Origin of the sequence: Paenibacillus sp. IHBB 10380 (assembly GCF_000949425.1) — a bacterium.
Lineage (GTDB): Bacteria > Bacillota > Bacilli > Paenibacillales > Paenibacillaceae > Paenibacillus_AQ.
In genome coordinates, this window is sequence record NZ_CP010976.1 from 3412099 (window position 1) to 3438925 (window position 26827).

Here is a 26827-nt window from a genome sequence, read left to right on the forward strand (position 1 = left end):
TCAACGCTAAAACTAGTGTTTGAACAAAAGTAATAGTGCCGATAGATGATCGCTACGCTGAAAGATTGTTCTTCCGATCGCTGTTGCCCCCAGACTTCCTGATTATACCGCTTATTAAGGTAAAAATTCGATTCATAAGTGTATGCTTTCGAAGTAGCTTTACACAGGAAAGCTTTTAGGCGAACGCTAACGCTTCTCCAGAACAATTCCGTCCCCTTCGCTACGATTTGCATAGACTTCTGTTTTCAGCAATGACAAATTATGATTTAGAGCCTACATTCATTATCATTACTTTATTCGTACCGACCCATCGCCTAACATTTGCTCCATCTCATGGATAAGCTCATCAGATGGCTCAATACGATATTGGTCACTGAGCGCTAGCAACTTCTGACTTTGTTCATAGAACAATACCGTCGCGACAGAACCTGGATGCTCCTGTAGTAGTATCTTCAAGCGTGTAAGAAGCTCAGGATTCTCTGCCTGTGCTCCAATCTTGACAAATACACGACGTTCTACAGCCGCCTTATCCTGCTGTTTCACATTATTAGGTGCAGCTTGAGTCAAGGTGGAAGCAACCTTAGGAGCGTTCTCCATAGACGTTTGGTTGATAGAACTAGGACTAACTTCAACAACCTTATCCATGACTTTTGGCTGTATAGAGGACATCGTCTTTCTGGATATAGCTGTGGGTGCAGTTCGAGTTGACGCCCCCCGTTTCACCAATTGCTGTAAAGCAGTTGCATCTAAGGGTAGAACTTCTTCTGCTAGTAGCTTAAAGCCCTCATCTTGTTGCTGCACTCTAGCTCGTAGTCCAAGCAAGGCCCCCTTCTCAATCGATGATGCACTCTTCTTCCATGTCTCAGGGAAGAGCACTACTTCACAGCGCTCAATCTGGTCTTCTATATCCATGAATGCCATCGCTTTACCTTGTTTCGTCATAATAATCTTCGTCGAGACGATCATTCCTGCAACGATTACTCTCGAATCATCAGGCACTTCACTAAGATCCATTAAGCGATCTACACCCGCTTCATTTATTAAAAGATCATAATCATCCAAGGGATGCCCTGAAAGATATAAACCGAGTAATTCACGTTCTAATTCGAGCTGCTGAGCTCCAGTAAATAATGGAATGTCAGGATACTCAATATTCCAATTCGCACTTTCTACGAAATCGAACAATTGAATTTGTAAGTCATCTCGTTCTTTACGCCACTTCAAAGCGGCATCGACGGTCTCATCCAACATCGCTAGCAGCTGCGCCCTATGGCCAGGTAATGAGTCAAATGCACCTGCCTGAATCAAAGATTCAATAACACGTTTATTACATACGCGTAGATCAATACGCCGACAGAAATCCAAAAGACTCTCGAATGGTTTCTCTTCTCTAATCAGAATTATATTCTCTACAGCCTGAGTACCGACATTTTTAACTGCGCCCAGTCCAAATCGAATATTCCCCTGTACCGGTGTGAAGAGCACACCACTTTCATTCACATTAGGTGAGAGAACGCCAATCTCCATTCGGCGACACTCCAGCACATATTCAGCTACTTTACGATGACTTCCCATTACGGCAGTCAGCATAGATGCCATGAATTGGACTGGATAATGTGCCTTTAGATAGGCGGTCTGGAATGCCAATACACCATATGCAGCAGCATGGGCACGTGGAAATCCGTAATCAGCGAACCTGACGATCATATCGTATACACGATTAGCTTCTTCTTCCACATACCCTTGATTAAGGCTTCCTTCGACGAAGTGACCCCGCTCTCGGTCAAGCACTTCGCGTTTCTTCTTTGAGACGGCGCGTCGCAACAGGTCCGATTCTCCAAGCGAGAAACCAGCCATAAGAGAAGCGATTTGCATAATCTGCTCCTGATATACGATGATGCCATGCGTATCCTTAAGAATAGGCTTTAGATCTTCATGCGGATACTCCACTTCTAGTAGCCCATGCTTGGCCTGAATATATTTAGGAATGAATTCCATCGGTCCTGGACGATACAGAGCTAGCACAGATATGATATCTTCGAATTCTGAGGGCTTAAGATCCTTCAATACACGCCTCATTCCGGTGGATTCAAGCTGGAATACCCCTGTCGTATCTCCACGTCCTAGCATGTCATACGTGAGTGTATCATTATCAGGGATATGGTCGAAATCAGGCACATTCCCTGTCATTTCTTTAATCCATTTCATGGAACGTTCAATAATAGAAAGAGTTCTTAATCCTAGAAAGTCCATTTTCAACAACCCGATACTCTCCAGATGTTCCATCGAATACTGGGTTAAGGCTGTCTTCTCACTGCCGACTTGTAAAGGGACTACGTCCGTTAAAGGATCACGTGAGATCACGACACCTGCGGCATGTGTAGAAGCATGGCGAGGCATTCCTTCAACCTTCATAGCCATATCCAACATATTGCTGATTCTACCGCCTGCATCATGCAGCTTCTTCAGCTCTTCATTCAGTTCAATCGCACGATGAATGTGAATACCCAATTGAGTTGGAATAAGCTTAGCTGCTCTATCTACTTCTCCATAGGGCACATTCAGTACTCGTCCTACGTCTCTTACCGCAGCCTTTGCAGCCATCGTTCCGAATGTAATAATCTGAGCCACATGATCTTTCCCATATTTATCAACGACATATTCGATCACTTCATCGCGCCGTTCATCACTGAAATCGATATCGATATCTGGCATACTGATTCGTTCAGGGTTAAGAAAACGTTCGAAGAGTAAGTTATATTTCATAGGATCAACATTCGTGATCTGAAGCACATACGCCACGAGACTCCCCGCTGAAGAACCCCGTCCCGGGCCAACGACAATCCCCTTTTTATGCGAATATGCGATAAAATCCCACACAATGAGGAAGTAATCCGCAAATCCCATGTTCTCAATCACACCAAGCTCGTAAGAGAGACGTTGTTCAAGCTCTGTCTTAGTCTCCGGCTCGTTCCAACGAATCGTTCCTTGATACCTTTGCTCAAGTCCCTTTTGACACAAATGACGTAAATACATAGCTGAAGTCAGATCATCCGGAATGGGATTAAATTCAGGTAGAATATATTTCCCAAACTCAAGCTCTAAATGACATTTATCCGCTATGGCAAGTGTGTTATCAAGAGCCTGCCGAATATGCGGAAACAAGCGGGTCATTTCCTCCCCACTTTTGAAATATAACTGATCTGTGGGCATTCGCAGTCTCTGTTCATCCTCAACGTTCTTGCCAGTACCAATGCAGATTAATACATCCTGCATTTCTGCATCCTCTCGCTGGAGATAATGTACATCGTTCGTCGCTACGAGTGGGATTCCTGTCTCTTCACTGAGTTGAACTAGGCTCGGGTTGACTCTCTTTTGCTCAGGTAATCCATGATCCTGTAACTCAAGATAGAAATCCTCGCCGAATATTTCTTGGTAACGAAGTGCCGCCTTACGCGCCTCTTCATACCGTCCATGTAATAAATGCTGGGGAACTTCTCCTCCAAGACAAGCACTAAGACAAATAATACCTTCGCTATAATTTCTGAGCGATTCTAAATCTATTCTAGGTTTATAATGAAAACCTTCTAAATGCCCAATTGAGCATAATCTCATCAAATTACGGTAACCGATCTCATTCTTAGCTAACAATATTAAATGATGAATAGGCTGATCCTTACGGCTGCCTCGTTCTTTACGTGAACCTGAAGTGAAATAAGCTTCGCAACCAATAATAGGCTTAATCCCTTTAGCCTTACATGCTTTATAGAACGGAACAGCGCCATACATGACTCCATGATCCGTCAGTGCTAGTGAGGTCATCCCGTAATCGGCAGCTTGCTGCACAAGGTCTGTTATACGTGCTGCTCCATCCAGAAGACTATATTCACTATGAACATGAAGATGAACAAAAGAAGCCATGTCACTCCTCCTTTTCGCTGATATTTCAATTTGCCAAGAAGAAACGGCTTCGTCGCCGTGCTGAAAGTTACAGTAACCGTTTCTCGTAGAAAAATAACCAAATTATAGTGAAAATTTATGCTTTCTTATATTTTCAAATAAGTCTTTCTCTTATTTTATCATAATCCACTAGGCAACGCCCATAGAATGGAATATAAAGGTCCCTCGGACAGGCGGTATGAGGAACCTTCTGTACTAGGAAAGGGGAACTATTCATGAGCACTTTTATAACCAAATCTATATTGGACTTCTTCATTGCCTTCGGCATCGTATTCGGAGGCGCAATGCTCGGCGGTGTAGGGGCTGTGGCTTCTCTGCAACCTCCCACACAGACCATGCTCGATATAGCAGATCGAATTAAAATATGGGCGCTAGCTGCCGCAGTTGGTGGAACCATTGATCCCATGCGTGTCATCGAGAGCAATTTCTTGGGAGGAAACCTATCACCAGCTATCAAACAGATTCTCTATCTACTATTTGCTTTTCTAGGAGCACATATGGGCAGTGAATTAGTGAAGTGGATATGTAATGGTAGAGATTAGAAATGCGAGTTCCTCCATTTAAGCGCTTCCGTCCATTCTCACAGTTGGCCTCTATCTTTGTATTAGGTATGATCGTAGGAAGTGTCATGTATAACGGAATATTTCATGCCAGTTATAATAATCTATGGCTCAAATATCAAGAATCTAGGATCCAAATAGAGCAATACGCTGAAGACATTAAAACTTTAAAGAAATATAATAAGCAGCAAACGGTGATCAAAGAAATTAGAGTTCGTGCCGAGCAGCAAGATCCACCACTAGATTCCATTACTGTGAAGGAGGTTCTGCTCAAGCTCAGCAACGACTTAGATGTATTAAGGGGACGTAGTGTATTCGAAATCGATACTGATAACAAAATCACAAGATCATTACTGAACGGAAAAATCTATACTGTGCGTGATAAAGAATATGAAGTTCAGATCAAAACCATGCTGATCTTGGAAGGTGTACTGCAAGTTTGGGTCGAAATCACTGTTTCTGTGCGTTCCTAGCTTAATCGTGATAAAATATAAGCAAATTTATGGATAGTCTAAGGAGAACAACATTGTATGATTACTTTTATTAAATATCTACTGTTTCTATTATTAATTTCCTCTTGTGTCGCTTCTGCATACTACAGTCTTCGTTCACGTCGTTCTTCAAATCCTATGGATCGTGGGTTATATGGTGCTCAGATGAATATCCTGATGGGTGTTATGCTCGTTATTCTATCCATTATTTTCATGTTCATATTCAAAGGATCAACCCCATCTATTATAGTTGAGTGCTTATTCCTGGTCCTCGGTGCATTTAATATCTTTGCAGGCATTCGTAATCGTAGCTTCTATACGAACCAGAAAATCAATTCATAAAGCTGCTTCACATTTACATTGCGTTCTAATAAGCCCACATCATTCTACAGAACTAGGATGATGTGGGCTTATTAGGGGTGAGAGATTAACCATGTTCAATAGACTGTAGCATCATTACTGCCTTAGAGACGAGACTATCTTGATGGGTAATTTCGATCTCCAGCTTACAGGTACGTCGGCTCATTTCGAGTAGCCTTGGCATGATCACGATAGGGTCCTCAATCTGAACTGGGCGTACGAAATAAGTTGACATGTTATCCAGCACATAATCGTAACCCGAAATATCCTTAGCTGACTTAAATGCCGCCTGTGTCATCACAGTAGCTAGTATACCTTCAGAAATCGTACCTAAATGCGTCGCCATCTGAGGCGTTATAAATCCATGAAAGAACAAGCGATTTTCCATATCTCGTTCTTCAGCAATACCATTCCATATCAAATGATCAAAGGTCTCACCCAAATGAGGCTGTTGTTGCGCGTTTCTCATTGCCTGCAACACCTCTTTACGTAGAACCGTAGCTACTAATTTACGATTACGATCCACAATCGGTAAGAAATCTATACCTTCCCACATCATAATCTGAGCTGCCGAAGCGAGCGACGTCTGCAAGCTTGTCGTAATGGGATTACGAATCAGAACCTTCTCTATACTATGATCTTCTGCTAGACCACTGACATCCCGTAAGTTAACGATACCGATCACCCGATTCCATTCATCGGTAACTGCGAATCTCTGTTCAGCAGTCCGTTCTGCCAGTGTCTTACATTCTGCTACAGTACTCGATATTTTAAGAGAGTTGAGTCTCGGCTTATGCCCTACGATATCTTCAACAATCATAATTTTCTTCTTAATTAATCGATCAAATATCGCACGATTGATCATAGAGGCTACAGTAAATGTATCATGCCGAGATGAGAAAATAGGTAAACCTAGTTGATCAGCAAGCACTTTCACTTCACGGCTGATTCCAAATCCACCTGTGATTAATACACCTGCTCCTTGCTCCAACGCTAGCGAATGTGCGTCATCACGGTTACCAACAATCAACAAGCTTCCTGCATCTATGTAACGCACCATCGCATCAATTTTCATCGCACCGATGACATATTTATGCAGGTTTTTATGGAGTCCATCAGCGCCCCCAAGGACTTGACCTTCTACAATATCTACCACATCCGCAAAGCTTAATTGCTCAGAAATGTTACGAGGCTTCTTCTCAACACGAACGGTACCAATCCGCTCTTTCGTGATAACAATGCCAAGATTCTCTGCTTCCTTCACTGCTCGATAAGCAGTTCCCTCACTGACCCCCATTTCTTTGGCCAATTTGCGAACCGATATTTTGCTCCCTACTCTTAAACCTTCAATGTGTTGTAGCAACTGCTCATGCTTAGTAATCGTATCGTCACGGCTCTCCAACTGTTACACCCCCACCCTAAAATCTGTACTATACTGTACTTATTATATCATGTTATTCCTATAAAATACTAATTACAAATAGCAGCTCTTTAATTTAAGAGCTGCTACGAATAACAAGATAATAAACGCCTTAGACCCTTATACACTCTTACTTTTCTGGGGTTCTTCAGACCATTTCAATTGCCACTGAGCAAGCTTGGCAGCTCTAATCCGATCAAGTGCTTTCTTCTTCTCCTCATCTACACCTAAAAGGAAATGTAGATGAGCTCCAATCACCAAGAAAGCAAACATCACCCATACGAGACCAAATACAGAAACCCAACCATTACCTGTGCTAAAGGATAGGTTTGGAAGAGCATACAATAGCATGCCTAAGGCCAATAGCATGTACAAGAAATTCTTGAATTTCCCTTTTTTCTTCATCCGCCATACAACTCCTTCATCTTGAATCTATATTTCTATTCTATGAAGAGTTCAGATGAAATATGATAGAAGATTTACAAGAATTGCAGAATCACATCTTACATCGTTGGTCCGTATACATGTTGAAGACTATCTGAAATAATTTTGTTCACATCTTCAATGATGACGCTAAGACGACGCTCAGCCTCGAACAATCGGCGAATATTTAGGTTCAATGTAAGGACATCAAATGTCTTCTCCATGGTTTCCATTTCTTCTGGTGAAGGCATATCTCCAGACATCATGCGTTGTTGAAGTTCCATTTGGCGCTCACGGAAATCCTCAAGCATTTGTTTCCCTTCAGGGTCTGTCTCAATAATGCTCATAGCAGAGCTAATTTCTTGAACCTCTTCACTTTCTTTGAGTGCCTTAGCTAGATCATGTGCTTTGTCATAAATATTCATTGTGTATTTCCTCCTTAGAATTCCTCTTCATTTCGAAAAATGGTCAATCACCAAGGGATATATGTCCTCATATGATGAATTACATGCAATGTTCAGATACAATCCATATCTGACTCAAGACATCAAGTTGTTGTTGGAAGGAGATCCACGATGTCCAAAAAAAAGATATCGGTCCAAATGTTCAAACCGGGCATTGTGCAGGAAAATACGATCTTGCTCGGCGAGCGGCTTGTTAAACGGTGGAAAATACCCACAAATCGCCCTCTGCAATTAGCATTTGGTTCCTTCAGACAGGAGATTATCGTCATACCTATTCCTAAATACATGGGTATGAGAATCAGTACAACGTTATCTAGGCAAATGGGTCTTCACTCTGCCCCCCTTCTGAGAATCAAATATAACGCAGGAAGTCGGACGCTTCGTATAGGACCACTAATCGGCGTCATGATCAGTCGTGATTACCCTGAAATGCCTGATAAACCATTTGGTTCCATCTCCCTGTTCTGCCACGAGCTAGTCAATGCCTGCAAGAAGCAGGGCGCATATGTATACTTCTTCACCCCGGATCAGATCAATCCGAATCACAGCACAATGAAAGGCTGGATCTATGATCATGGCTGGCGTGTGACTGACATGCCCGTCGCAGATGTCGTGAACAATCGCTTGACTTCACGAAAGTTAGAGAATAAACCTAGCGTACAGCATTTCATGAAAGAAGTAAAATCCTTGCACGGAAGCCACGTTTTTAATGAGAAATTTCTCGATAAGACTGAGGTTTTCGATTATTTAAAGCAAAACACTTCTCTCATACGCTTTATGCCGGAGTCTTATTCCCTGAATGGTTATGATGTACTGAAGAAAATGTGTGCTCGTTATCCTGTCGTATTTCTAAAGCCAATCCGCGGAAGTCTCGGTAAGGGAATTATTCGTATTACAAAACAAACTAACGGTACCTTTCATACTTTATCCACCAATGTGGGCGGTACACACAGGCAAATATATGCAACTCTTCCCAAGTTACTCTCAGCAATTTCAGGAAAAATGAAAAGTACACGGTATCAAATTCAACAAGGACTCAATCTGATTGACCACGGTAAGCATCCTGTCGATTTTCGAGCTTTGGTGCAAAAGAATGGAACAGGGAAATGGAATGTAACGTCCATTGTGGCTCGAATAGCAGGTGGTAACCATTTTGTATCCAACTTAGCCCGGGGTGGTAGTCTCAGTAATGTTAAGGAAGCTGTAAATAAAAGTAATATGCCATTAGCTGCCAAGAATTCCGCCTTTGTCAATCTACAACAAGCCTCTTTACAAATTGCTACGGGTCTAGACGCTCTCATTCCAGCACATTTCGGGGAACTCGGAATCGACCTTGCAATGGATAACACAGGGAAAATATGGTTGTTAGAGGTCAATTCCAAGCCATCCAAGAACGATAACACGCCCCTGAATGAACAAAAAATAAGACCCTCTGTCAGACAGCTCATTCAGTATTGCTGTTATTTGTCAGACCTTTAAAGGAGACGGTCATGACTCCTACTATCATCGGAACGCTAGGAATTTACTGTTGTAGTAAACTCGGAGATCCTCCATTCACCGAGCAACAATTCTGTCGTAATCTAAGCCTTGCCGGTATCAAGTACGGTCTTCAGGTCGTCGTGTTCTCCTCTGAGGGAGTACACGCTGATCAATCAAATATACACGGGTATAAATATGAAAAGGGGCGCTGGGTAAAAGCCCAGTTTCCATGGCCAGATATGGTCTATGATCGGTTTCATTATCACAAAGGAATCCCTCTGGGTGCAGCGTCGAAGGTACTCTCCATGGCTTCTAGAAGCAAATCTTGCACGATGTGGGCCAGAGGATTACCCGGCAAGTACAAAGTTTATAACGTCCTACAACAAGACCCTGACATTCGTTCCTATCTTCCCCCCACCTTTCCTTACTCAGGTCCCAAATCTTTAGAGAAGTATTTACTTGATTATGAGGGGCAAGTGTTTATGAAGCCCCAAGCAGGTTCACAAGGTAAATCAACCCTTCATATCCAGCTAGACGATCATCAGACGGGGTTGCTTAACATCCATGGTCGTGATCGCTACAACAAATCATTCATACGGAAATTTAGGAATCATGATGATGGTTTTAAGTGGATTCATCATTTCATTAAGCAAACCCCGTTCATCATTCAACCCTACTTACACCTCTATAACAAGCAGCAGCATCCTTTTGATGTACGTGTGCTGATGCAGAAAGAGTCGCATGGAAAGTGGATGCTTACGGGCATGGCGGTACGTGAAGGAAACTCAGGCGAGATCACCTCTAATCTGCATGGTGGTGGAACAGCAACCTCCGTCTTTCCCTTCTTAATCAAGGAATTTGGAACTGCGCAAGCTGAGCAGATGGTGGCTGTTCTACACAAAATATCGAGGGATATTCCACCAATATTAGAAAATTATTATGGTCGTTTAGGCGAACTTGGCATCGATATCGGTATTGATTTCGAGGGAAATATTTGGCTACTTGAAGTGAACTCTAAACCGGGACGCACCTCCTTTAATCATATAGGTGATCCCCGTAGTGCAGTTCTGGCAGCAGAGAATCCGCTTCGTTACGCCCGTTATTTATTGCTTCGACAACTTAGGAGGGTAAATTCATGAGTTTGACTTTTTGTAACATTCATTTTTCGCAGCAGCCCGAGAAAGTCGTCTACATTTCAAATACACTAAGGAAAAGTCTAAAGCTATCTGACAAAAATAAAATTCAACTTCGCTTAGGGACGTATATGGTTCCAGCAGCACTCAAAACGATAAATAAAACCGGAAATCACCTTTATTTAGGATCCGGTGTGCGCAACAACATCTATGTCCCTAAATCAGGTGGAGTCTATGTTCGTAACTTGGAGGAAAATGAATTCCAACTTGGTCCCCTTGTCGGTATTTTATCTGATGGTCTCACTTCCTCTGCTTTACAACCCTTCGGTTCAAGAACGGGCTTTATCAAGCAATTGCTTAGGGAAGGAAATAAGAAGTGCTACATCTTTGTTTTCACACCCAAAGACATTAACTGGAGTCAAGAGAATGTACGCGGATATTTCTTGAACGAAGCGGGTCAATTCACTCGTAAGACTGTCCCTCTCCCTGACGTAATATATAATCGACTTCCCAGCCGAAAGGCAGAAACAGGTGGTACGATGCATCAATTGAGGGAGCGGTTTGCTCGCAAAAAGATTCCCTTTTTCAATTGGAGTTTCTTTAACAAATCAGACATTTACAACTTGATAGAGAATGATAATACGGTTAATCGTTATGTCCCAGAATCCATTATGAATCCAAGTACAGACAAAATAAAAGATATGTTAGATCGGCATCAATTTGTCTATTATAAGCCCTCTGGTGGTAGCCTGGGTAAAGGCATCTATCGCCTAACTTACCTACCTAAACGTGGTTATTTCGCCCGATATCGTAAAAGCACGGAGAATGTGCTCCTGAGATTCAGTAATTTCAATAGCCTTATGCGTATGCTCCAATCTAGGCACGGAAAATCATTACATGGTTACGTCATTCAGCAAGGCATACGTCTAATTGAGATAGACAATTGTCCCATTGATTTCCGCTTCCATATGCATAAGAACGGTAGTAATCAATGGGTCGTAGTCGGCGTTGGAGCTAAGAAAGCCGGACGCGGTAGCGTAACTACACATCTAAAAAACGGTGGGTCCCTCATGACACCTGAGCAAGCACTTAGTCGTACCTTCGGTTCTAAATCAGAGGAAGTATTAAAACATGCCAAACAAGTAGCCATTGCGCTTGCTGAAGCTATCGAATTCCATCATCAGCATCTTCTTGGTGAAATCGGATTTGACTTAGGAATTGATCAAGATGAGAAGATCTGGATGTTTGAAGCCAATGCCAAACCAGGTCGATCCATTTTCAATCATCCTTCCCTAAAAGACGAGGGAAAAGCCTCCGTCGAACACATCCTGGAACACTGCTTATACCTAAGCAAGTTTCGCAGGAGGGATATCTTGTGAATGACCGATATATTGAAGGTACCAAACCCGTTGTAGCTATATTGACCATGCCAGACCCTATCAAAGGGTTTCGAGGAAATCACGCTAATTTTGGTGACATCGTACGTACAGGGAAGAATTTGGGCTTTCCTGTCTATGTTGTTACGGTTCGAGACTTGAAGTTATCCGAACAAATGGTCAAAGGATACACGCTGAATACGAACGGCGAAGACTGGGAAACACAGTATTTCCCATTACCTCAAGTGATTTATAATCGCATTCCCCAACGAGAAGATGAAGATAAGCCTGCTGTTCAGCATAAAATTAGTGCTTGCTTGCACCATCCTCATATCCGTCTCTACAATCCCTATTTTTTCAACAAATGGCATCTATTCGAATGGCTTAAAGCCTCCAAGTCCACTGACTATTTAGTACCCATGACGAAGAAGCTCAGTAGAGAAACTTCATTAGCCAAAATGCTTGATAAATACTCCTTCTTATATCTCAAGCCCGAGAGTGGAAAAGCTGGTAAAGGTATCATGATGCTTAAGTATCAAAGCGGTAAAACGCTACCCTACAGATTAAAAATTCAAAGCAATACAAATAGCATTACGTATAAAGCTGCAACCATGAAAAGACTTTGGAGTCGACTCAAAAAGGAAACGGGTAGCTCACCTTATATTGTACAACAAGGTATTGAGCTAGCCACGGTAGATAATCGTCGTTTTGATCTTCGCATTTTGGTTCAAAAAACAGGCAAAGGTCAATGGGGAATTACAGGTGTAGGCGCTAGAATGGCTGGTTCTAGGAGTATTACTACACATGTGCCAAGAGGGGGAAGTATTGAGAATCCGCAGAAGCTACTCTCAACATTATTCGGACCGGACATGAGAACTACGATCATGAATCGTGCAAAAACCGCATCTTTGCTCATTGCTCGTCAAGTTGAAAAAGCTTCTGGATTTGATTTAGGCGAAATGTCGATGGACTTAGGCATCGATGATATGGGAAAAATCTGGTTCTTTGAGGCCAATGCCAAACCCATGAAATTTGATGAATCCCATATCCGCAAACGGTCATTAGAACAGATTTTTCAATACAGCCAATATTTAGCACGCCAAACAACATAAACATCACTTATTAAAGGAGGTGAAGGGATGCACATCTCATCCTTGAATACTGTGACAGAAAGACAGTGGCAGAATCAACATCAAAGTGTTATTGATTTCATTAAACATTATGGCGATAAACGAATAACTTTGGATTCTTATCGTAAGTGTTCCAGACTGAGTAAGAGCACACTCCAGCATCCAGGAGAATCTCTACTTATAGCTACGGTTCGTGGAGATCGCGGTAGATCACTTGCAGGTGTAAGCTTCGTCTCTGGATTTGGTGATGATGTCTGCTTAATCGTCGTGCATCCCTTATACCGCAACCGACATGTGGGTACCACTCTCTTATCTTCCCAGCTCGCAACCTTAGGCCGCCTAAGCTGTCATGTCGCTCTAGATAATATAAGCAGTCTCAAAATGTGCTTTAATGCAGGACTTACGGGTCATTCATTAATGGTAGGTCCTACCGATAAACCAACCCTTAAGCTTAAAGGATCATATGCTACAATTACTTCTAACCAAGAAGGTGAACCGAATTGTCAACTCCCGTCTTAGGTATTCTAACGCTATACCTCAATGATAATAAACAGCTAGAGGAACGACCGGTTTACCAAAACATGATTATTGAAGGAGCGAAGTTAGGCCTCGACATTTATATATTCACGCCCATGGATGTTCATGATACGAATAAAAAAATCCATGCGTTAATGTATGATCCACAACGAAAGAAATGGTATCGCAAGTGGCGTAATTTCCCAAATATGATCTATGATCGCTGTCGTATTCAGAACAGCCATAGGTTCCAACAATTGTTGATATTCCGCAAAACCTACAATCATCTGCTATTCCTAAATCGTCCATTACGTAACAAATGGACCATTCATGAAGTACTATCTAAACGAGTTAACTTGCGGAAACATCTACCTGAGACCAAAATGTTCAAAAACTTATCCGATGTCAAAACGATGCTTCAATCCAAGCCCATTCTATACTTAAAACCTGTTAATGGAACGGGTGGTCGTGGAATTCTGCGGATCGAAAAGCTAAAGGGATCATCTCAACAATATTACATTCAGGGACGTAACCAGCAAAGAAAAATCATTTCTCCTCAAAAGGTGCACTCAGCTCGTCTAGGCTCCATTCTTCATACTTGGAATATGAAAGATCGATATCTCGTCCAAGAAGGAATTCCTGTTGAGCTACCGAATGGACGTGTTCATGACTACCGAATGCTTGTTCAGAAGAATAGACAAGGAGATTGGGCTTTAACAGGAATAGCTGGACGTGTAGGTGCGATGCGAAGCGTCACCTCTAATCTACATGGGGGTGGGAAAGCGGTATCTATAGATACCCTTCTAGCACAGTGGATTCCAGACGGGAAAAGAAGGCTACAAGTCAAGAAACAAGCCGAAAGACTGGGACTGGAAACTGCAGCTTATTTAGAGGAGACCTATGGCGCGTTGTGTGAACTCGCCCTAGATTTAGCAATTAATAAAAAAGGGGATGTATACCTCCTAGAAGTAAACCCCAAACCAGCCAGAGAAGTATTTGCTAAAAGTGGGCAAAAGCATATTTATCGGCAAGCTATTATCACGCCCTTAGAATATGCACTGTGGTTATATCACAAAAAAAAATCTCCCCCTATTCCGAAGGAAAAAGAAGAGAGTGAGTAAATAATATAGTCGAATGATCAACAAATCAATATTCTCTCTCATACAATAATAAACATTGTACCAATACAAGAAGAAACGGCTTCGCCGTCCTAAAAGGGACGGTAACCGTTTCTCGTAGAAATATAAGCAAAATATAGTCAAAACTTAACCCTTCTTATATTTAGAAGAAGGAACTCCTCAAGTAGAGCGAGTCCCTTCTTCTTATTTGTGTTACACCACTACTTGTGTTCAGTTGATGTACATAGCGTGCAGGTTAAACAACCGTACCATATATCGAGAACCACTGATTCTGCAGCTTCCAACCGTCGCTCTGCCATGCCAGTACATTCGTCACATATCCGAAACGATCAGCGTGATAGAGTCCGCTTACTCCCTGCATTGCCATTAGTTCATATACTCCATTTCGATCAAAATCAACCGGATATAAACCGCTAAGTGGATCTACAAAACCCTCTACGGGTGCTTTTAAAGTACCGTCCGAGTTATAAATTTGATCTAAATACGCTTTACCGCGCATTGTAATATCCAATAAATATACACGCTGTGTATTCGTATTGGTCAATTGCAACCTGTAGTCGTTCAAATAATCCACCTTATACTTCCAGTAATCATTGTACGATTCAGAGTTGAACAGAAGTTGTGCCTTCCCCTCGGCTAAGGAATACAAATCATTAAATGTTGTCGCTCCTGATCCACCACTTTCAATCGTTACTAAGATGTCTGAAATTCGATCTCCCGTAAAATCACCTATAAACAAGCGAGGATTATAACCCGCATTTTCACTTGGCGTAATCTGGTAGGTCTTTGACGTTGCACCATCTTTAATTAAAAGTCTAATTCCAGTAATGAACGGACTGCTGGGATCCTGTTGAATTCCTATTAGCCATATTTCATCAGGTACACCATCTCCCGTCACATCCCCACGTCCACTATCCAGAATATGCTCTCTATTCAGCGTTTGGCCCCCTGCTGACCTTGTGGCATAACTAGGCATACCATTCATATACTGCATCATTATATCTGCTCCTTCGTATAGGTATTTACCTATACTGTATGAACAGAGGAACACTGAGGTGCTTACTTCGGGTAGGGTAGGATAGGCCAATACATCGGAACCAGTCTTTATTGATTTCTAAATATATTCTCTTTCGAAGGATAGAATTATATCTTTTTTGCAAAATCAACTAAAGCTTGCGACATACTATTAATTTCATCCATCGATGCATTTACCTGCTCAGTCAACGCGGCCTGAGTCTGTGTTAAAGTCGTCATATTACCGATATGATATAGAATCTCCTCAATAAGTTCCTGCATACCACTCAAGCTATTCTCGATATTCGTGGTCGCATCCGCGCTATGAATGGATAATTTACGAACCTCTTCAGCAACGATGGCAAAACCACGCCCCATCTCACCAGCACGTGCCGCTTCAATGGAAGCATTCAACCCCAATAAATTTGTTTGATTGGCAATTTCTCTAATAAAAACCGAGATATTTTTTGTTTGATCCGCACTAATTTTGGCCTTATGGGCAGCATCTGTGGATTGCTCCTGTGCAATAGTCAGCTCTTGTGCTTGATCTGTTACGGAATTAATACCTCTAACCATCTCACTAATCGATTCAGAAAGTTGTTTCATTTTAGTATTCATTACTTGTACGACTTCTACTTTATTCTTCTCATGGGTAACATCTCTTAACGTTCCAGCCACTCGCAGTGGCACACCCTTATCATCACGAATAGTTTCTCCTCCTGCATGATACCAGCGATACTCACCGCTTTTTAGAAGAAGACGATAATCAAGATCATATGGGGTTTGTCCTGAATGGTCATTCATATGGTCAGCAAAAGCTTGGATGGTCCGTTCATGGTCTTCAGGATGTAATCTGCTACTCCAACTGCTGAATACATTCGGGAAGTCCTCCTCATTGTTATATCCAAGCGTTTGTCTGAATTGCTGTGACCACCAAAATTCATTCTCTGGATTGACCACATCCCCTGCAACAACAGTCATATCCCAAGGTGCTTCAACCAATGCTCGATTGATCAGATCGTAACGTGTTACCAGAGCCTCAAGCTCTTGGCCTTTGACCTTGGCATCATGTATATCCAATAGTGCACCTGCTACCCGTAGCGGAACGCCATTCTTATCCCTAATTGTTGTACCTGTGGCTTGGAACCAACGATACTCACCACTTTTCAGTAACAATCGGTATTCCAGGTCATAAGGAGTTTTACCCGAATGGTCATTCAAGTGAGCCGTAAAATCCTCAAGCACTCTACTTTGATCTTCGGGATGGAGCTTAGACGCCCAGCTATCAAGAATGTTAGGGAAATCCATTTCATCCCGATAGCCGATCATTTGGCGAAATTCATCCGTCCATGTAAATTCATTGTTAGGATTCACGGGATCACCCGCTATTACATTCATATCCCACAAACCGATTTGAATAGCTTTGGTGACCAAATCAAGACGTACAGTTGTGTTTTGGGCAGATTTTCTTATAAGTTCCAATACAGCGTTCACATTCTCTGCAATTTCTTTCGCTTCTAAGGAACCTTCCGTTACATGAAGTAATCCAGAAAAATTATTCTCTTCAACAACTTTTAATAATTTTCTACTTTCTTTCAATATGGAAGTGAGTGGATTAGCTTGAGCTTTCTTTAAAAACATAAATCATTCTCCCTCTGAATAAAGCTTCCAAAATTCTCATGTACAAGCCTTACGAACCACGCTTCCGTTCTAACCCTTCAAAAGTGTGTAATATCCGTCGCAATGCAAGCACATAGCTGTTAAATTTATCATATATCATCTTAGAACGATGTCAATATTCAACATAAATCATTAATTTTCGACAATCAACTACCATTAGAATATAGATTACTATATACAGCAGATATATATTGTGTAGCAAATCAATAAAAAATAAGTGTACAATATAGAAGGAGGTGATAGAAATGGACAATGAAATACTTCGTTATACCTTTGCCTATATCGTTATATCTACAGGAAATGAAGAACAAATTAGCGTATTTGCTGATAATAAGGAGACAGCTCAAGAGCTTGCTCTAGAAACTGCATTTGATTATGAATTTACTTCTAAAGAAAATATTCAAATGGGCAAACTTCTAAGTATTAGTAAAGCAGTAGGTGATAACTACGTTGAATGCGCTGGTTGCGCATCCTAATATATGATCTTAAATAATAAGACAAGATACTCAATGAGTATCTTGTCTTATTATTTAATGCCCGATGTCTAATGTAATGACCACAAACCCATATTCTTCATGAACACCTAGGCTCAACGAACAAGAAACACTAATGGTGGAGGAGCACTGCTTCTCTGAAGCATGTAGTAAAAGCCACGAAATTAATCGCGTGGCTTTCTCCTCAGAACACCTTCTGCTGCTGCCGATCGTCCTTAATCATCTCTACCGCTTCTCTAAACCGAATCGCATGGATAATCTCACGCTCTCGTAGAAACTTCAAACTATCCTGCAAATCTACATCATCGGTCATGTCGATCAGCCACTGATATGTAGCACGAGCCTTCTCTTCGGCGGCTATATCTTCATAAAGATCGGCCAGCGGATCACCTTTGGCTTGAATGTAGGCAGCCGTGAAGGGAACCCCGCTTGCATTCTCATAGAATAGTGCACTGTCATGAGCGGCATAATGGGCGCCAAGTCCTGCCGCTTTTAACTCTTCCACTGTCGCATCTTTAGTTAGCTTGTAGATCATCGTGGCTATCATCTCGAGATGGGCGAATTCCTCCGTACCAATATCCGTCAAAAGTCCGATAACCTTATCTGGGATAGTGTACCGTTGATTCAAATAACGTAGTGCAGCAGCCAGTTCTCCATCAGCTCCGCCGTACTGTTCTGACAAATATTTTGCCATCTGAGGATCACATTTACTAACTCGAACTGGATATTGTAACTTCTTCTCATAAACCCACATGAGCAAACGTCACCTCCGTTAATTTCTAAACTTGCCAAGGCCAAGGACTTTGTGACCATTCCCATGGATATTTAGAAAAAGCACGACCGAAATTCTGAAGAGGACCATATACTTCTTGAAATTGCTTTGCTAATTTTTTACGTTCTTGGACAAGTTGATTAAATTGCTCAATACTTTTAAGATCATTGGGATGCGTATCCAAGAATAAATTGAGTTCAACAAGTGCGAAATCTACCACTTGGAGTTGCTCCAACCACTCATAATACTGCTTATCACAAAATGTGGGTTCCATCGACTTCTCCCCCTCTTTGTGTGCGTCTAGAAGTATATGGACTGTAGTAGGCAGGCCACAATGTTCCTAACCTTAACGCTTCCGGCAGACTGTATTGCGGTAAATCAGATGGCTGAAAAACAACGTACTGGTTGGGTGGAACTACATAACTCTTAAATGGCAATGGTGGGCATGGATCAAACGGACTGACAAAGGGTTTATACCTACGTTCCTGAGGGTTCAAGCAGACGTCCTCCTTTGGGTTGCTAACTCCATCGTTTATACTCTTCATTATTAACATATGACGTTAGCCCAGAAAATGAACTATTAAATCAGATTCAACAAAAAAAAACCCTTCTGCTCGAGGATTATTCCTCTTTACAGAAGGGTTAACAATTGTGATATTTAAATCTACTCTAATCCACTATAGGTTCTTCTTCGATGGTATCATCCATCTTGGGAGCTCGTTGTATAGTCACGCGTGTCACCCGAAGACGAGTAGATTCCCCAACCATGAATATCATATTTCCTACCCGTACTTTCATCCCCTTAGAAGGATTCCCTTCCAGCTCTTTGAACAGCCACCCTCCGATGGAGTTCACCTCATGATCCTCAATGATAACACCTGTCAGATCATTAACATCTTCAATCATCATTCGTCCATCGACGGAAATCTGATCACCATTAATCTCCACGTCAGGTCGTTCGTCTTCGAATTCATCATAGAGTTCTCCAACGATCTCCTCTAATATTTCCTCAGCCGTTAGCATCCCTGCTGTACCTCCATATTCATCCACCACAAGTGTCAGCTGCGAGTGCTTCTTCTGCATTAAGCGAAGCACATGACTGATCTCCATCGATTCTGGCACATTTAGTATCGGTCGAACCATGGATAAGATATTAGCTTGATGCTCTTCATCTGCCAACAATAGATCTGTGATATGTATGAAACCCACAATGTGATCCTTATCTTCAACAGCAACAGGATATCTTGAGTGTCTTGTTTCTGTAATGATTTTCAAATTATCTTCAAAGCTAATGTTAGCATATAAGCAGATCATATCTGTCCGTGGAAGCATAACCTCTCTCGCTAACAAATCTGAAAATTCAAAGATATTGTCCATTAGCTTCATTTCATCCTTATCAATCACACCACTTCGAGCACTCTGATTCATCAAAATACGAATCTCTTCCTCGGAATGCGCTGCTTCGAGCTCACTAGCAGGATGAATGCCTACAAGACGTAAAAGGGCATTAGCTGAGGCATTCAACACCCATATAAATGGGAATAATACCTTATAGAAGAACATCAGAGGGGCAGACAGCAACAGAGCTGTCTGTTCTGTTCTCTGAATTGCAATCGACTTAGGCGCTAATTCTCCAAGAACGATATGTAAAAATGTAATGATACCAAAACCAATGGTTACAGATACAGTTGTAATTAACGTTGTATCTACAACACCCAGCTTATACATGATGGGTTCGACCAAAAGCTCGGAGATTGCGGGTTCTCCAATCCATCCAAGACCCAATGAGCTGAGTGTGATTCCGAATTGAGTCGCAGATAAGTATGCGTCCAGCTTATTATTTACTTTAAGCGCATAATCTGCTAAACGATTTCCTTCACTAACGAGCTGTGTCAGTCGAGTTTGGCGCATTTTCACAAGTGAAAACTCGGCTGCAACGAATATCCCATTTAGAGATACAAGCAGCAGTACTAGAAATAAATTTAATGCTAGTTGTCCGAATGCAAACTCATGCAATACAAACGCCTCATTTCTATAATCTGTTAGCCTTTCGTGTCTTGAAGTCAATATCTTTGTAATACATGTCTGCCACAATTAAGTTCGGACCACAACAGGAGACAGCATCGCAATGACAGTTGACCTTCTGATTCAATGGATGGCCATATGTCCATTGATCAAAAATATCATCAAGCCTCTGATTACTAATATTACCAAATGAAGGGATATCTGCAAAATCAGTTACGTAAACATCTCCCGAGAAAAGGTTCACGTTCACACGGTTTCGACCATCGGGATCATTACGTACCGTAATATTCTCTTGTTCGAATAGACGACGTAATAACATCCGATCTTCCTCAAGACCACTACAAGCATAGAATGGCAATGTCCCAAACAACATCCAAATATCCTTATTCCGTGCATCCAGTAATTTATGGATAGCTGTTCTAACCTCATTCAAAGACAGGACTGGAAGTTTCGATGCAAAATTGGAGGAATACATAGGATGAACTTCATGCCTTACACACCCCATGTCTACGATCAACTGATGTATTTGATCTAGCTTCGTATGTGTACGGTAGTTAATCATGGACTCAGCAGAAATAAACATTCCTGCTTCACTAAGCTTATGAGCATTATCGATCATCGTGTCGTACAAGCGGTATGCTGCTTGCTTACTTACAGGATGTCCACTATTTGCAAACCCTACTTCATGGAAATCATCCCCATTTAAATAATTGAATGAAATGTGCATAACATCAAGATAAGGAAGCAGCTTCTCATAACGGTCCATTCCCAATGTGAGGTTAGAATTAATCTGTGTTTTGATTCCACGATCTTTAGCATATTTAAGTAGAGGTACGATGACCTCATCAAGAGTTTTTTTACTAAAAAGGGGTTCTCCGCCTGTCATACTTATCGTCTCTAGATGCTCAACCTCATCTAATCGTTTCAACATCGCATCTAATGGAATGTATGGCGCTTCCTTCATCACTAACATATCGCCAACGGCACAGTGCTCACAGCGCATGTTACATAGGTGAGTAACGGTCATCTCTACACTGGTTAATACGTGCTTACCATAGGTGCGAAGAGAAGTAATGGGATCCCAAGGATCATAGTTGGGTGACATTTTCTGAACATTAACCTTTTTATTATCTGAAATCATATTTTTCCACCTTATTTCTTTTATTAGCCACAAAACTTACAACTGGGAACTTTACTATGGATTACGATCTGCATCCCTTTTTCATCGGCGCCTCTTAAACATCCATGCTGGACTCCACCAATTGGCTCTACCAAGTAATTTCTTTAGAGCCGGAACGAGTAGAATTCTAATAATAGATACATCTAATATCACTGCTACTGTCATACCAAGCCCCATTGCCTTCATGATCTCATTATCCGTAAAGATGAAAGCACCATAACCGTTCTGAAATACAATAACGACAATCCCCATACTTGCTCCCAAACTTAGCAAATTCATAATAACCGCTTTTAGCGGAAGAATAATAGAACGAAAGGCAAATAGAAGGACACCATAGGTCATTATAATTATGAAAAAAAGAACCCAGGGTATCCCTTTTTCAATTCGTTCCATGATATCTAGACAATTCCTCACTAATTCTTTTGCTAGATAACGAGGTCGTTAAGTTCTCCCCCGTCGTACTCTCCATCACGATATCTAGTGTCGCAGCAGACATCCCCAAGCTCTCCTCAAGCTTCTGAATCCCAATCTGCGAAGAACTTCCCACAGGTGTAAATCCATTGTCTTTCAATAAAGCAGGTGTATGAATTGCAAAAGGAATCAGAATAGACAGCAAAAAAAACCATGTAGCTACGACGGCCCAACGATAGCGAAATATGATTCTTCCCCACCGTTGAAATGGCTTCTCCACCTGTCGACGCTTCATGAGTTTCTTTAACCTCCCTAGTCATTCCAATGAAGTGATCAAGATTCTATGTCCCCAACGTGGGTAACAACAACCGACAGAACCTGAGTCAAATCCAAGTCATAAGGAGCCTCGTATAATTCCCCAGATGAATTAGTCATTACACGAACTACGGGCCGTTGGGGCATATTACTATCAATTTTAGACACAACCCCAGTTTCACCTGTACTCAATTTCACCGACATTCCCGGAGGATAGATAGCTACCTTATCACGAAACAACTCTAATTTCTTCTGATCATAGAGTGTCCCTGAACCTGCATACATAACCTCCATCGCTTGATGAGGTAACATGGCCTGTCTATATACCCTATGGGATGTCATAGCATCATAAGAATCCGTTAAGCCAATCCACTGTGCATATTCATGAATTTCTGAACCTTTGAGTCCATGGGGATACCCTGTTCCATTGAGACGTTCATGATGCTGTAGTGCGCAATGTGCTGATAACAAAGGAATATTCGGCTCATCTTTCAATATTTTAAAACCAATTTCAGTATGAGCCTTCATCTGTTGATATTCCTCTTCACTCAGTTTGCTTGGTTTATCCAGCAACTTCTTCGATGTCTGTGTCTTGCCGATATCGTGGAGCAGAGCGCCCATACCTAATACAGATAACTGATCTCGACTATAACCATTTACAATTCCTAGAATTAAGGTATACACACATACATTTAGTGAATGCTTATATAAATAATGATCTGTCATATTCATATCCGTCAACATAATCATAGAAACATCTTGAGATCCCAGATCATCTAGGATGGAATCCATCATTCCTGAGAAACTTTTACCTAAATGATAACCCCCTTTGGAAATCGTAGAGGTCTTCGAGAGACTCTGAAATTGGGTGCGAATCGTTTGGAGAGCTTTTCTTCTAGTCTCTTCATGAATCACTTCTGGAATCTCAATGTCTTCCGTTAAAGCATCTTGGATGTAGATATATCCAATACCAAGTTCATTTAAGCGACGTATAATAGATGTGTTTAATTCTACTCCCTCTGCTAACAAAATTAAACCTTCATCACTATATATTTTCTTTCCAATCTTCATCCCCTGCTGCAACATGTGAATAGGTAATAACCGCAAAAAACATCACTCCTAGATTATGAAACTGGTAACCAATAGTTTCTCGGTCAACCTCATGTCGCCATTCATTAACCACCCGTTACCATTTCTAGTGCCAGAGATTGATAAATTAGTTCAATATAAAAATCCAAAATACGGCTGCAAGCACAAATCTATATATTGCAAAGTGAGTGAGTCTAATCTTTTGAATAAGTTTCATGAAAGCCAATACTACAACGTAAGCAACGACAAATGAAATGAGAAATCCAATTGCAAAATAACCGATAGTCGTGCTATTGAAATATTTATAAGCATCAAGTAATTCATAACCAGAAGCAGCGCACATAATAGGAATAGCAATTAAAAAGGAAAAGTCCGCCGATGCTTTGTAACTAACCCCACTAATCATACCTCCTGAAATGGTAGATCCTGAACGTGAGAACCCTGGCCACAGCACCGAAATAATTTGAAACATCCCAATAGACAAAGCTTGTTTATAAGTCATCTCATCCATATCTTCAGCTGTTACAGTCACCTTTGATTTATTATACCATTCTGCAAAAATCATGAATATACCACCTGCAACAAGCGCCCACACGACTGTATTCGCATTAAATAAGCTTTTAATAAAATCTCGTGCAAAAAAGGCGACAATAAGTGCGGGTGCAATCCCTAAAATAACATGAATCAAATTCAGCTTAGAACCTGATCTTGCAGCGTTCACAGATGTTTTACGATTCAAACCTAGGAGGTTCAGAATCCGGCGCCAATACACCATGGCAATGGCCAGTATTGCTCCTAATTGAATGACAATCTCAAATGTTTTCATAATCTCTGATTGATCGTCGTGCCCTAATAATTTGGATGTTAGAATCATATGGCCTGTTGAAGAAACAGGAATAAACTCCGTTATTCCCTCAACAATACCCAGAATAATTGCTGTAATTGTATCCATAAATCCTCCTCTAATATAAAACTTTCAAAAATCGAACCATTATTCAGTAATCCATTTCATCATGTTTGGTTTGAGATACGTCAATCCATCTAGCTTCATAGCTCTCATCAAGACTACCTGGCCGCTGGAGCTCTGTTCGAAGAATATCTCTTAAAAACTCCGGCATAATGTATCTTATATCCTGCCCGTCAGCAATTCTTTCGTAGCCCACTCTGAAGGTGAACATATCGATGGTTCCTACAACATACTCCTTGATGTCAATCAGAGGTTCTCCTTGAACGCTAACTTCAATAATTCTATCATAAGGGATTCGTTGACTATCGTACAAGACTTTAACTCCATCAAGAGCCATGCTTCCTAAAACCTTTCCGCGAAAACCGTACCCCGTAATCTTCTTTTCTGTAAACTCAGGTAACAAACTCTGTTCAAGAATATAACGTATGTCAGATCCTTTTAGTTTAAGAACACTCACATTAATAGGCGATGGACATAGGCTATGCAGAAGCCCGCTACTAATTTCACCCTCATGAAGTGAACCAAGAAGCTGTCCAGCATTCACCATCGAAAGCTCACACGCTGTGAAATAATATAACGATTGAGCTAGTAAATTTCCAAAAGGTGACTCTTGATCATCTAGATTCAAAGGTAAGACTCGATCCGTTACAGCAACTGTTTGATTTAAGACAGTCTCTGCTTGTTTCTGATGTATCATGAGCGCTTCAGTAATCGTATCTTCTACAAGTGAAAGATCAACAGGTAAGCACTTGCCCGATATAACTCTGAATCCCCCTTCTTGATCTCGCTGCATGGTTACTTTACCTACATATTGTCCGAACTTACCTGTTGCGCAAATCGCTGTATTTCCAATGAATAGGGGCTCTTCCAGCAGATGGTGCGTATGTCCTCCCAATATGAGATCAATACCTTCAACCTGTTCTGCTAATAAACGATCCGTAGGTAATCCTAAATGCGATAACACGATAAGAATGTCCACTCGTGGTCTGAGATATTTAATTTGTTCCTCTAACGCGGAAATAGGCTCAAGCGCTCTCCAACCGATTAATCTATAGAAATTATCATATGGCGCGGTTGCTCCTGTAATTCCTATCGTAATATCACCCTTGGTCAAGATGATATAGTCTTTCATCCACGGTGGGGACGTTCCCCCTTCTACCTCTCGAATATTACAGCAGACAATAGGACATAACAATCCAGCATATGCACTGCTTAGAATATCTGGAGTAAATGTCAGTCCTTCATTGTTACCGATCGTTATCGCATCATATCCTGTAAGATTCAGAATATCTGCATTGACCTGTCCCATACTTCCTTCTGTCTCCATTGCCATGCGATCCATATGATCACCTATATCCAGAAGTAAAACTGGACTATCTGAAACCATAGATTTCTCATAATTAATCAACGCTGCGATCGAGCTCACTGTTTCAAAATGGCTATGTATATCATTTGTATGAAAAATGGTTAAATGTCCGTTATGATCCAAGGCCATCTTGTGCTTTCCCCTCTCTACATGACTTACAGAGAATACATGTATCTTCTTAGTTAACTGTAGATACCTGTACTGAAGGCTCTTCTAATACATAATCATAACATTTCCATAATCAATATGGTATATTTAAGGAAATATCAGACATGCATGAGGTGAATAACAATGCAAATTACAATTAGACTCTTTGCAGGTCTAGCTGAGAATATAGGGACCTCTTTATTGAAATATAACATCTTAGAGCTACCGATTACCACTGATCAACTCAAATCAGTACTATCTGTAGCCTACCCACAAGCCGCTTCTCAAATCACAGCATCATTTGTCGCTATCAATCAAGAATATGCAATGGGTCATGCCCTCATTACTGACAACGATGAGATTGCTTTGATCCCTCCAGTCTCTGGCGGGGATGGACAAGTACAACCGCCTGTTAACCAAAGCTCCCTAGATGGCATGTACGTTATTACAGATATTCCTCTTTCTATAGAAGAGGTAACGACTAAAGTATTAAGTAATAACCATGGAGCCAACCTCTTATTCGTCGGCACTACAAGAGAAATGACAGGCGATCAACGTACCGTTCATTTGGAGTATGAGGCCTATATTCCAATGGCACTTAGTACGTTAGAGAACATAGGCAAAGAGATGCAGGTAAAGTGGCCTAGTATTCAATGTGCCATCTCACATAGAGTGGGCACTGTTAATATTAAAGAGATTAGTGTTATTATTGCTGTCTCTACAAGCCATAGAGATATCTGCTACGAAGCGAGTCGATATGCCATCGAACGATTGAAGCAATCAGTCCCCATCTGGAAGAAGGAAATCTGGGATGATGATGGGTCACAATGGAAAGGTCCACAAGGGCACTGGGACCCTACTTCTTCTAGTAAATATTAATGAAAAAACATTGTTAATCCAATTTTTTCCTGATAAA

General features: G+C 41.3%; 27 protein-coding genes. 11 read left to right on the forward strand and 16 right to left on the reverse strand.

Features of this window, described 5'->3' with window-relative positions; translation table 11 throughout:
• Positions 1-288: 288 nt before the first annotated feature.
• Entirely contained in the window at positions 289-3921 is a 3633-nt protein-coding gene (locus UB51_RS15210) for a DNA polymerase III subunit alpha (protein WP_044878023.1), read from the reverse strand.
• Positions 3922-4175: 254 nt separating this feature from the next.
• Here UB51_RS15210 and UB51_RS15215 point away from each other — a divergent pair, with 254 nt between their 5' ends.
• The 3 genes from UB51_RS15215 to UB51_RS15225 are packed head-to-tail and all read left to right on the forward strand — an operon-like array spanning position 4176 to position 5353.
• Positions 4176-4502 carry a YtrH family sporulation protein gene (locus UB51_RS15215; RefSeq protein WP_044878024.1) on the forward strand — a complete coding sequence of 109 codons (327 nt, stop codon included), beginning with the start codon at positions 4176-4178 and terminating at the stop codon, positions 4500-4502.
• Positions 4503-4504: 2 nt separating this feature from the next.
• Positions 4505-4993, forward strand: coding sequence for a sporulation membrane protein YtrI (locus tag UB51_RS15220; RefSeq protein ID WP_044878025.1), 489 nt, complete (start codon positions 4505-4507; stop codon positions 4991-4993).
• A 57-nt stretch (positions 4994-5050) separates the two neighbouring features.
• On the forward strand, positions 5051-5353 hold the full coding sequence (locus UB51_RS15225) for a YtpI family protein (protein ID WP_044878026.1): 303 nt from the start codon (positions 5051-5053) through the stop codon (positions 5351-5353).
• 85 nt (positions 5354-5438) lie between these two features.
• Here UB51_RS15225 and UB51_RS15230 read toward each other — a convergent pair whose 3' ends face one another.
• The 3 genes from UB51_RS15230 to UB51_RS15240 form a co-directional block, all read right to left on the reverse strand.
• Entirely contained in the window at positions 5439-6773 is a 1335-nt protein-coding gene (locus tag UB51_RS15230; protein WP_044878027.1) for a DRTGG domain-containing protein, read from the reverse strand.
• A gap of 138 nt (positions 6774-6911) precedes the next feature.
• Positions 6912-7196 carry a hypothetical protein gene (locus tag UB51_RS15235; protein ID WP_044878028.1) on the reverse strand — a complete coding sequence of 95 codons (285 nt, stop codon included), beginning with the start codon at positions 7194-7196 and terminating at the stop codon, positions 6912-6914.
• A gap of 98 nt (positions 7197-7294) precedes the next feature.
• On the reverse strand, positions 7295-7639 hold the full coding sequence (locus tag UB51_RS15240; RefSeq protein ID WP_044878029.1) for a YlbF/YmcA family competence regulator: 345 nt from the start codon (positions 7637-7639) through the stop codon (positions 7295-7297).
• 150 nt (positions 7640-7789) lie between these two features.
• On the opposite strand from UB51_RS15240, the gene UB51_RS15245 reads away from it, so the two are divergent.
• The 6 genes from UB51_RS15245 to UB51_RS15270 are packed head-to-tail and all read left to right on the forward strand — an operon-like array spanning position 7790 to position 14433.
• Entirely contained in the window at positions 7790-9157 is a 1368-nt protein-coding gene (locus UB51_RS15245) for a YheC/YheD family endospore coat-associated protein (protein WP_044878030.1), read from the forward strand.
• 11 nt (positions 9158-9168) lie between these two features.
• Complete coding sequence (locus tag UB51_RS15250) at positions 9169-10296, forward strand: YheC/YheD family endospore coat-associated protein (RefSeq protein ID WP_044878031.1); 1128 nt, start codon at positions 9169-9171, stop codon at positions 10294-10296.
• A complete protein-coding gene (locus UB51_RS15255) occupies positions 10293-11669 on the forward strand; it encodes a YheC/YheD family endospore coat-associated protein (protein ID WP_044878032.1) in 1377 nt (458 codons plus the stop codon). Before UB51_RS15250 ends, UB51_RS15255 begins: the two co-directional genes overlap by 4 nt.
• Positions 11666-12778, forward strand: coding sequence for a YheC/YheD family endospore coat-associated protein (locus UB51_RS15260; protein ID WP_445322330.1), 1113 nt, complete (start codon positions 11666-11668; stop codon positions 12776-12778). Before UB51_RS15255 ends, UB51_RS15260 begins: the two co-directional genes overlap by 4 nt.
• Before the next feature lie 27 nt (positions 12779-12805).
• Positions 12806-13315 (forward strand): N-acetyltransferase, encoded by a 510-nt coding sequence (locus UB51_RS15265; RefSeq protein WP_044878033.1) that lies wholly within the window; start codon positions 12806-12808, stop codon positions 13313-13315.
• Positions 13297-14433: a YheC/YheD family endospore coat-associated protein gene (locus UB51_RS15270; RefSeq protein ID WP_044878034.1), complete on the forward strand. Its 1137-nt coding sequence runs from the start codon at positions 13297-13299 to the stop codon at positions 14431-14433. The genes UB51_RS15265 and UB51_RS15270 overlap by 19 nt, the downstream gene beginning before the upstream one ends.
• Before the next feature lie 253 nt (positions 14434-14686).
• On the opposite strand, the gene UB51_RS15275 is transcribed toward UB51_RS15270, so the two are convergent.
• On the reverse strand, positions 14687-15448 hold the full coding sequence (locus UB51_RS15275) for a VCBS repeat-containing protein (RefSeq protein WP_234405449.1): 762 nt from the start codon (positions 15446-15448) through the stop codon (positions 14687-14689).
• A gap of 146 nt (positions 15449-15594) precedes the next feature.
• Complete coding sequence (locus tag UB51_RS15280) at positions 15595-17106, reverse strand: methyl-accepting chemotaxis protein (RefSeq protein ID WP_044878035.1); 1512 nt, start codon at positions 17104-17106, stop codon at positions 15595-15597.
• Between the two features lie 284 nt (positions 17107-17390).
• Here UB51_RS15280 and UB51_RS15285 point away from each other — a divergent pair, with 284 nt between their 5' ends.
• Entirely contained in the window at positions 17391-17621 is a 231-nt protein-coding gene (locus UB51_RS15285; protein WP_044878036.1) for a hypothetical protein, read from the forward strand.
• 202 nt (positions 17622-17823) lie between these two features.
• Here UB51_RS15285 and UB51_RS15290 read toward each other — a convergent pair whose 3' ends face one another.
• The 10 genes from UB51_RS15290 to UB51_RS15330 form a co-directional block, all read right to left on the reverse strand.
• On the reverse strand, positions 17824-18393 hold the full coding sequence (locus tag UB51_RS15290; protein ID WP_044878037.1) for a manganese catalase family protein: 570 nt from the start codon (positions 18391-18393) through the stop codon (positions 17824-17826).
• 25 nt (positions 18394-18418) lie between these two features.
• The gene (locus UB51_RS15295; protein ID WP_044878038.1) at positions 18419-18685 is read right to left on the reverse strand and encodes a spore coat protein CotJB; all 267 of its coding nucleotides are present in this window, start codon (positions 18683-18685) and stop codon (positions 18419-18421) included.
• A complete protein-coding gene (locus tag UB51_RS27225; protein ID WP_082063320.1) occupies positions 18666-18956 on the reverse strand; it encodes a spore coat associated protein CotJA in 291 nt (96 codons plus the stop codon). Before UB51_RS27225 ends, UB51_RS15295 begins: the two co-directional genes overlap by 20 nt.
• Before the next feature lie 124 nt (positions 18957-19080).
• Positions 19081-20427, reverse strand: a complete 1347-nt coding sequence (locus UB51_RS15300) for a hemolysin family protein (RefSeq protein ID WP_044878039.1) — start codon at positions 20425-20427, stop codon at positions 19081-19083.
• Positions 20428-20443: 16 nt separating this feature from the next.
• A complete protein-coding gene (gene yfkAB / locus UB51_RS15305; RefSeq protein ID WP_044878040.1) occupies positions 20444-21577 on the reverse strand; it encodes a radical SAM/CxCxxxxC motif protein YfkAB in 1134 nt (377 codons plus the stop codon).
• 81 nt (positions 21578-21658) lie between these two features.
• A complete protein-coding gene (locus tag UB51_RS15310) occupies positions 21659-22009 on the reverse strand; it encodes an MMPL family transporter (RefSeq protein WP_044878041.1) in 351 nt (116 codons plus the stop codon).
• Positions 21996-22322, reverse strand: a complete 327-nt coding sequence (locus UB51_RS15315) for a hypothetical protein (RefSeq protein WP_044878042.1) — start codon at positions 22320-22322, stop codon at positions 21996-21998. The genes UB51_RS15310 and UB51_RS15315 overlap by 14 nt, the downstream gene beginning before the upstream one ends.
• Before the next feature lie 38 nt (positions 22323-22360).
• A complete protein-coding gene (locus UB51_RS15320) occupies positions 22361-23449 on the reverse strand; it encodes an HD-GYP domain-containing protein (RefSeq protein WP_044878043.1) in 1089 nt (362 codons plus the stop codon).
• A gap of 109 nt (positions 23450-23558) precedes the next feature.
• Positions 23559-24383 (reverse strand): undecaprenyl-diphosphate phosphatase, encoded by an 825-nt coding sequence (locus tag UB51_RS15325; RefSeq protein ID WP_044878044.1) that lies wholly within the window; start codon positions 24381-24383, stop codon positions 23559-23561.
• Between the two features lie 43 nt (positions 24384-24426).
• Entirely contained in the window at positions 24427-25893 is a 1467-nt protein-coding gene (locus UB51_RS15330) for a bifunctional metallophosphatase/5'-nucleotidase (RefSeq protein WP_044878045.1), read from the reverse strand.
• 162 nt (positions 25894-26055) lie between these two features.
• Between UB51_RS15330 and UB51_RS15335 the strand changes: the two genes are divergently transcribed.
• On the forward strand, positions 26056-26790 hold the full coding sequence (locus UB51_RS15335; protein WP_044878046.1) for a molybdenum cofactor biosynthesis protein: 735 nt from the start codon (positions 26056-26058) through the stop codon (positions 26788-26790).
• Positions 26791-26827 lie beyond the last annotated feature (37 nt).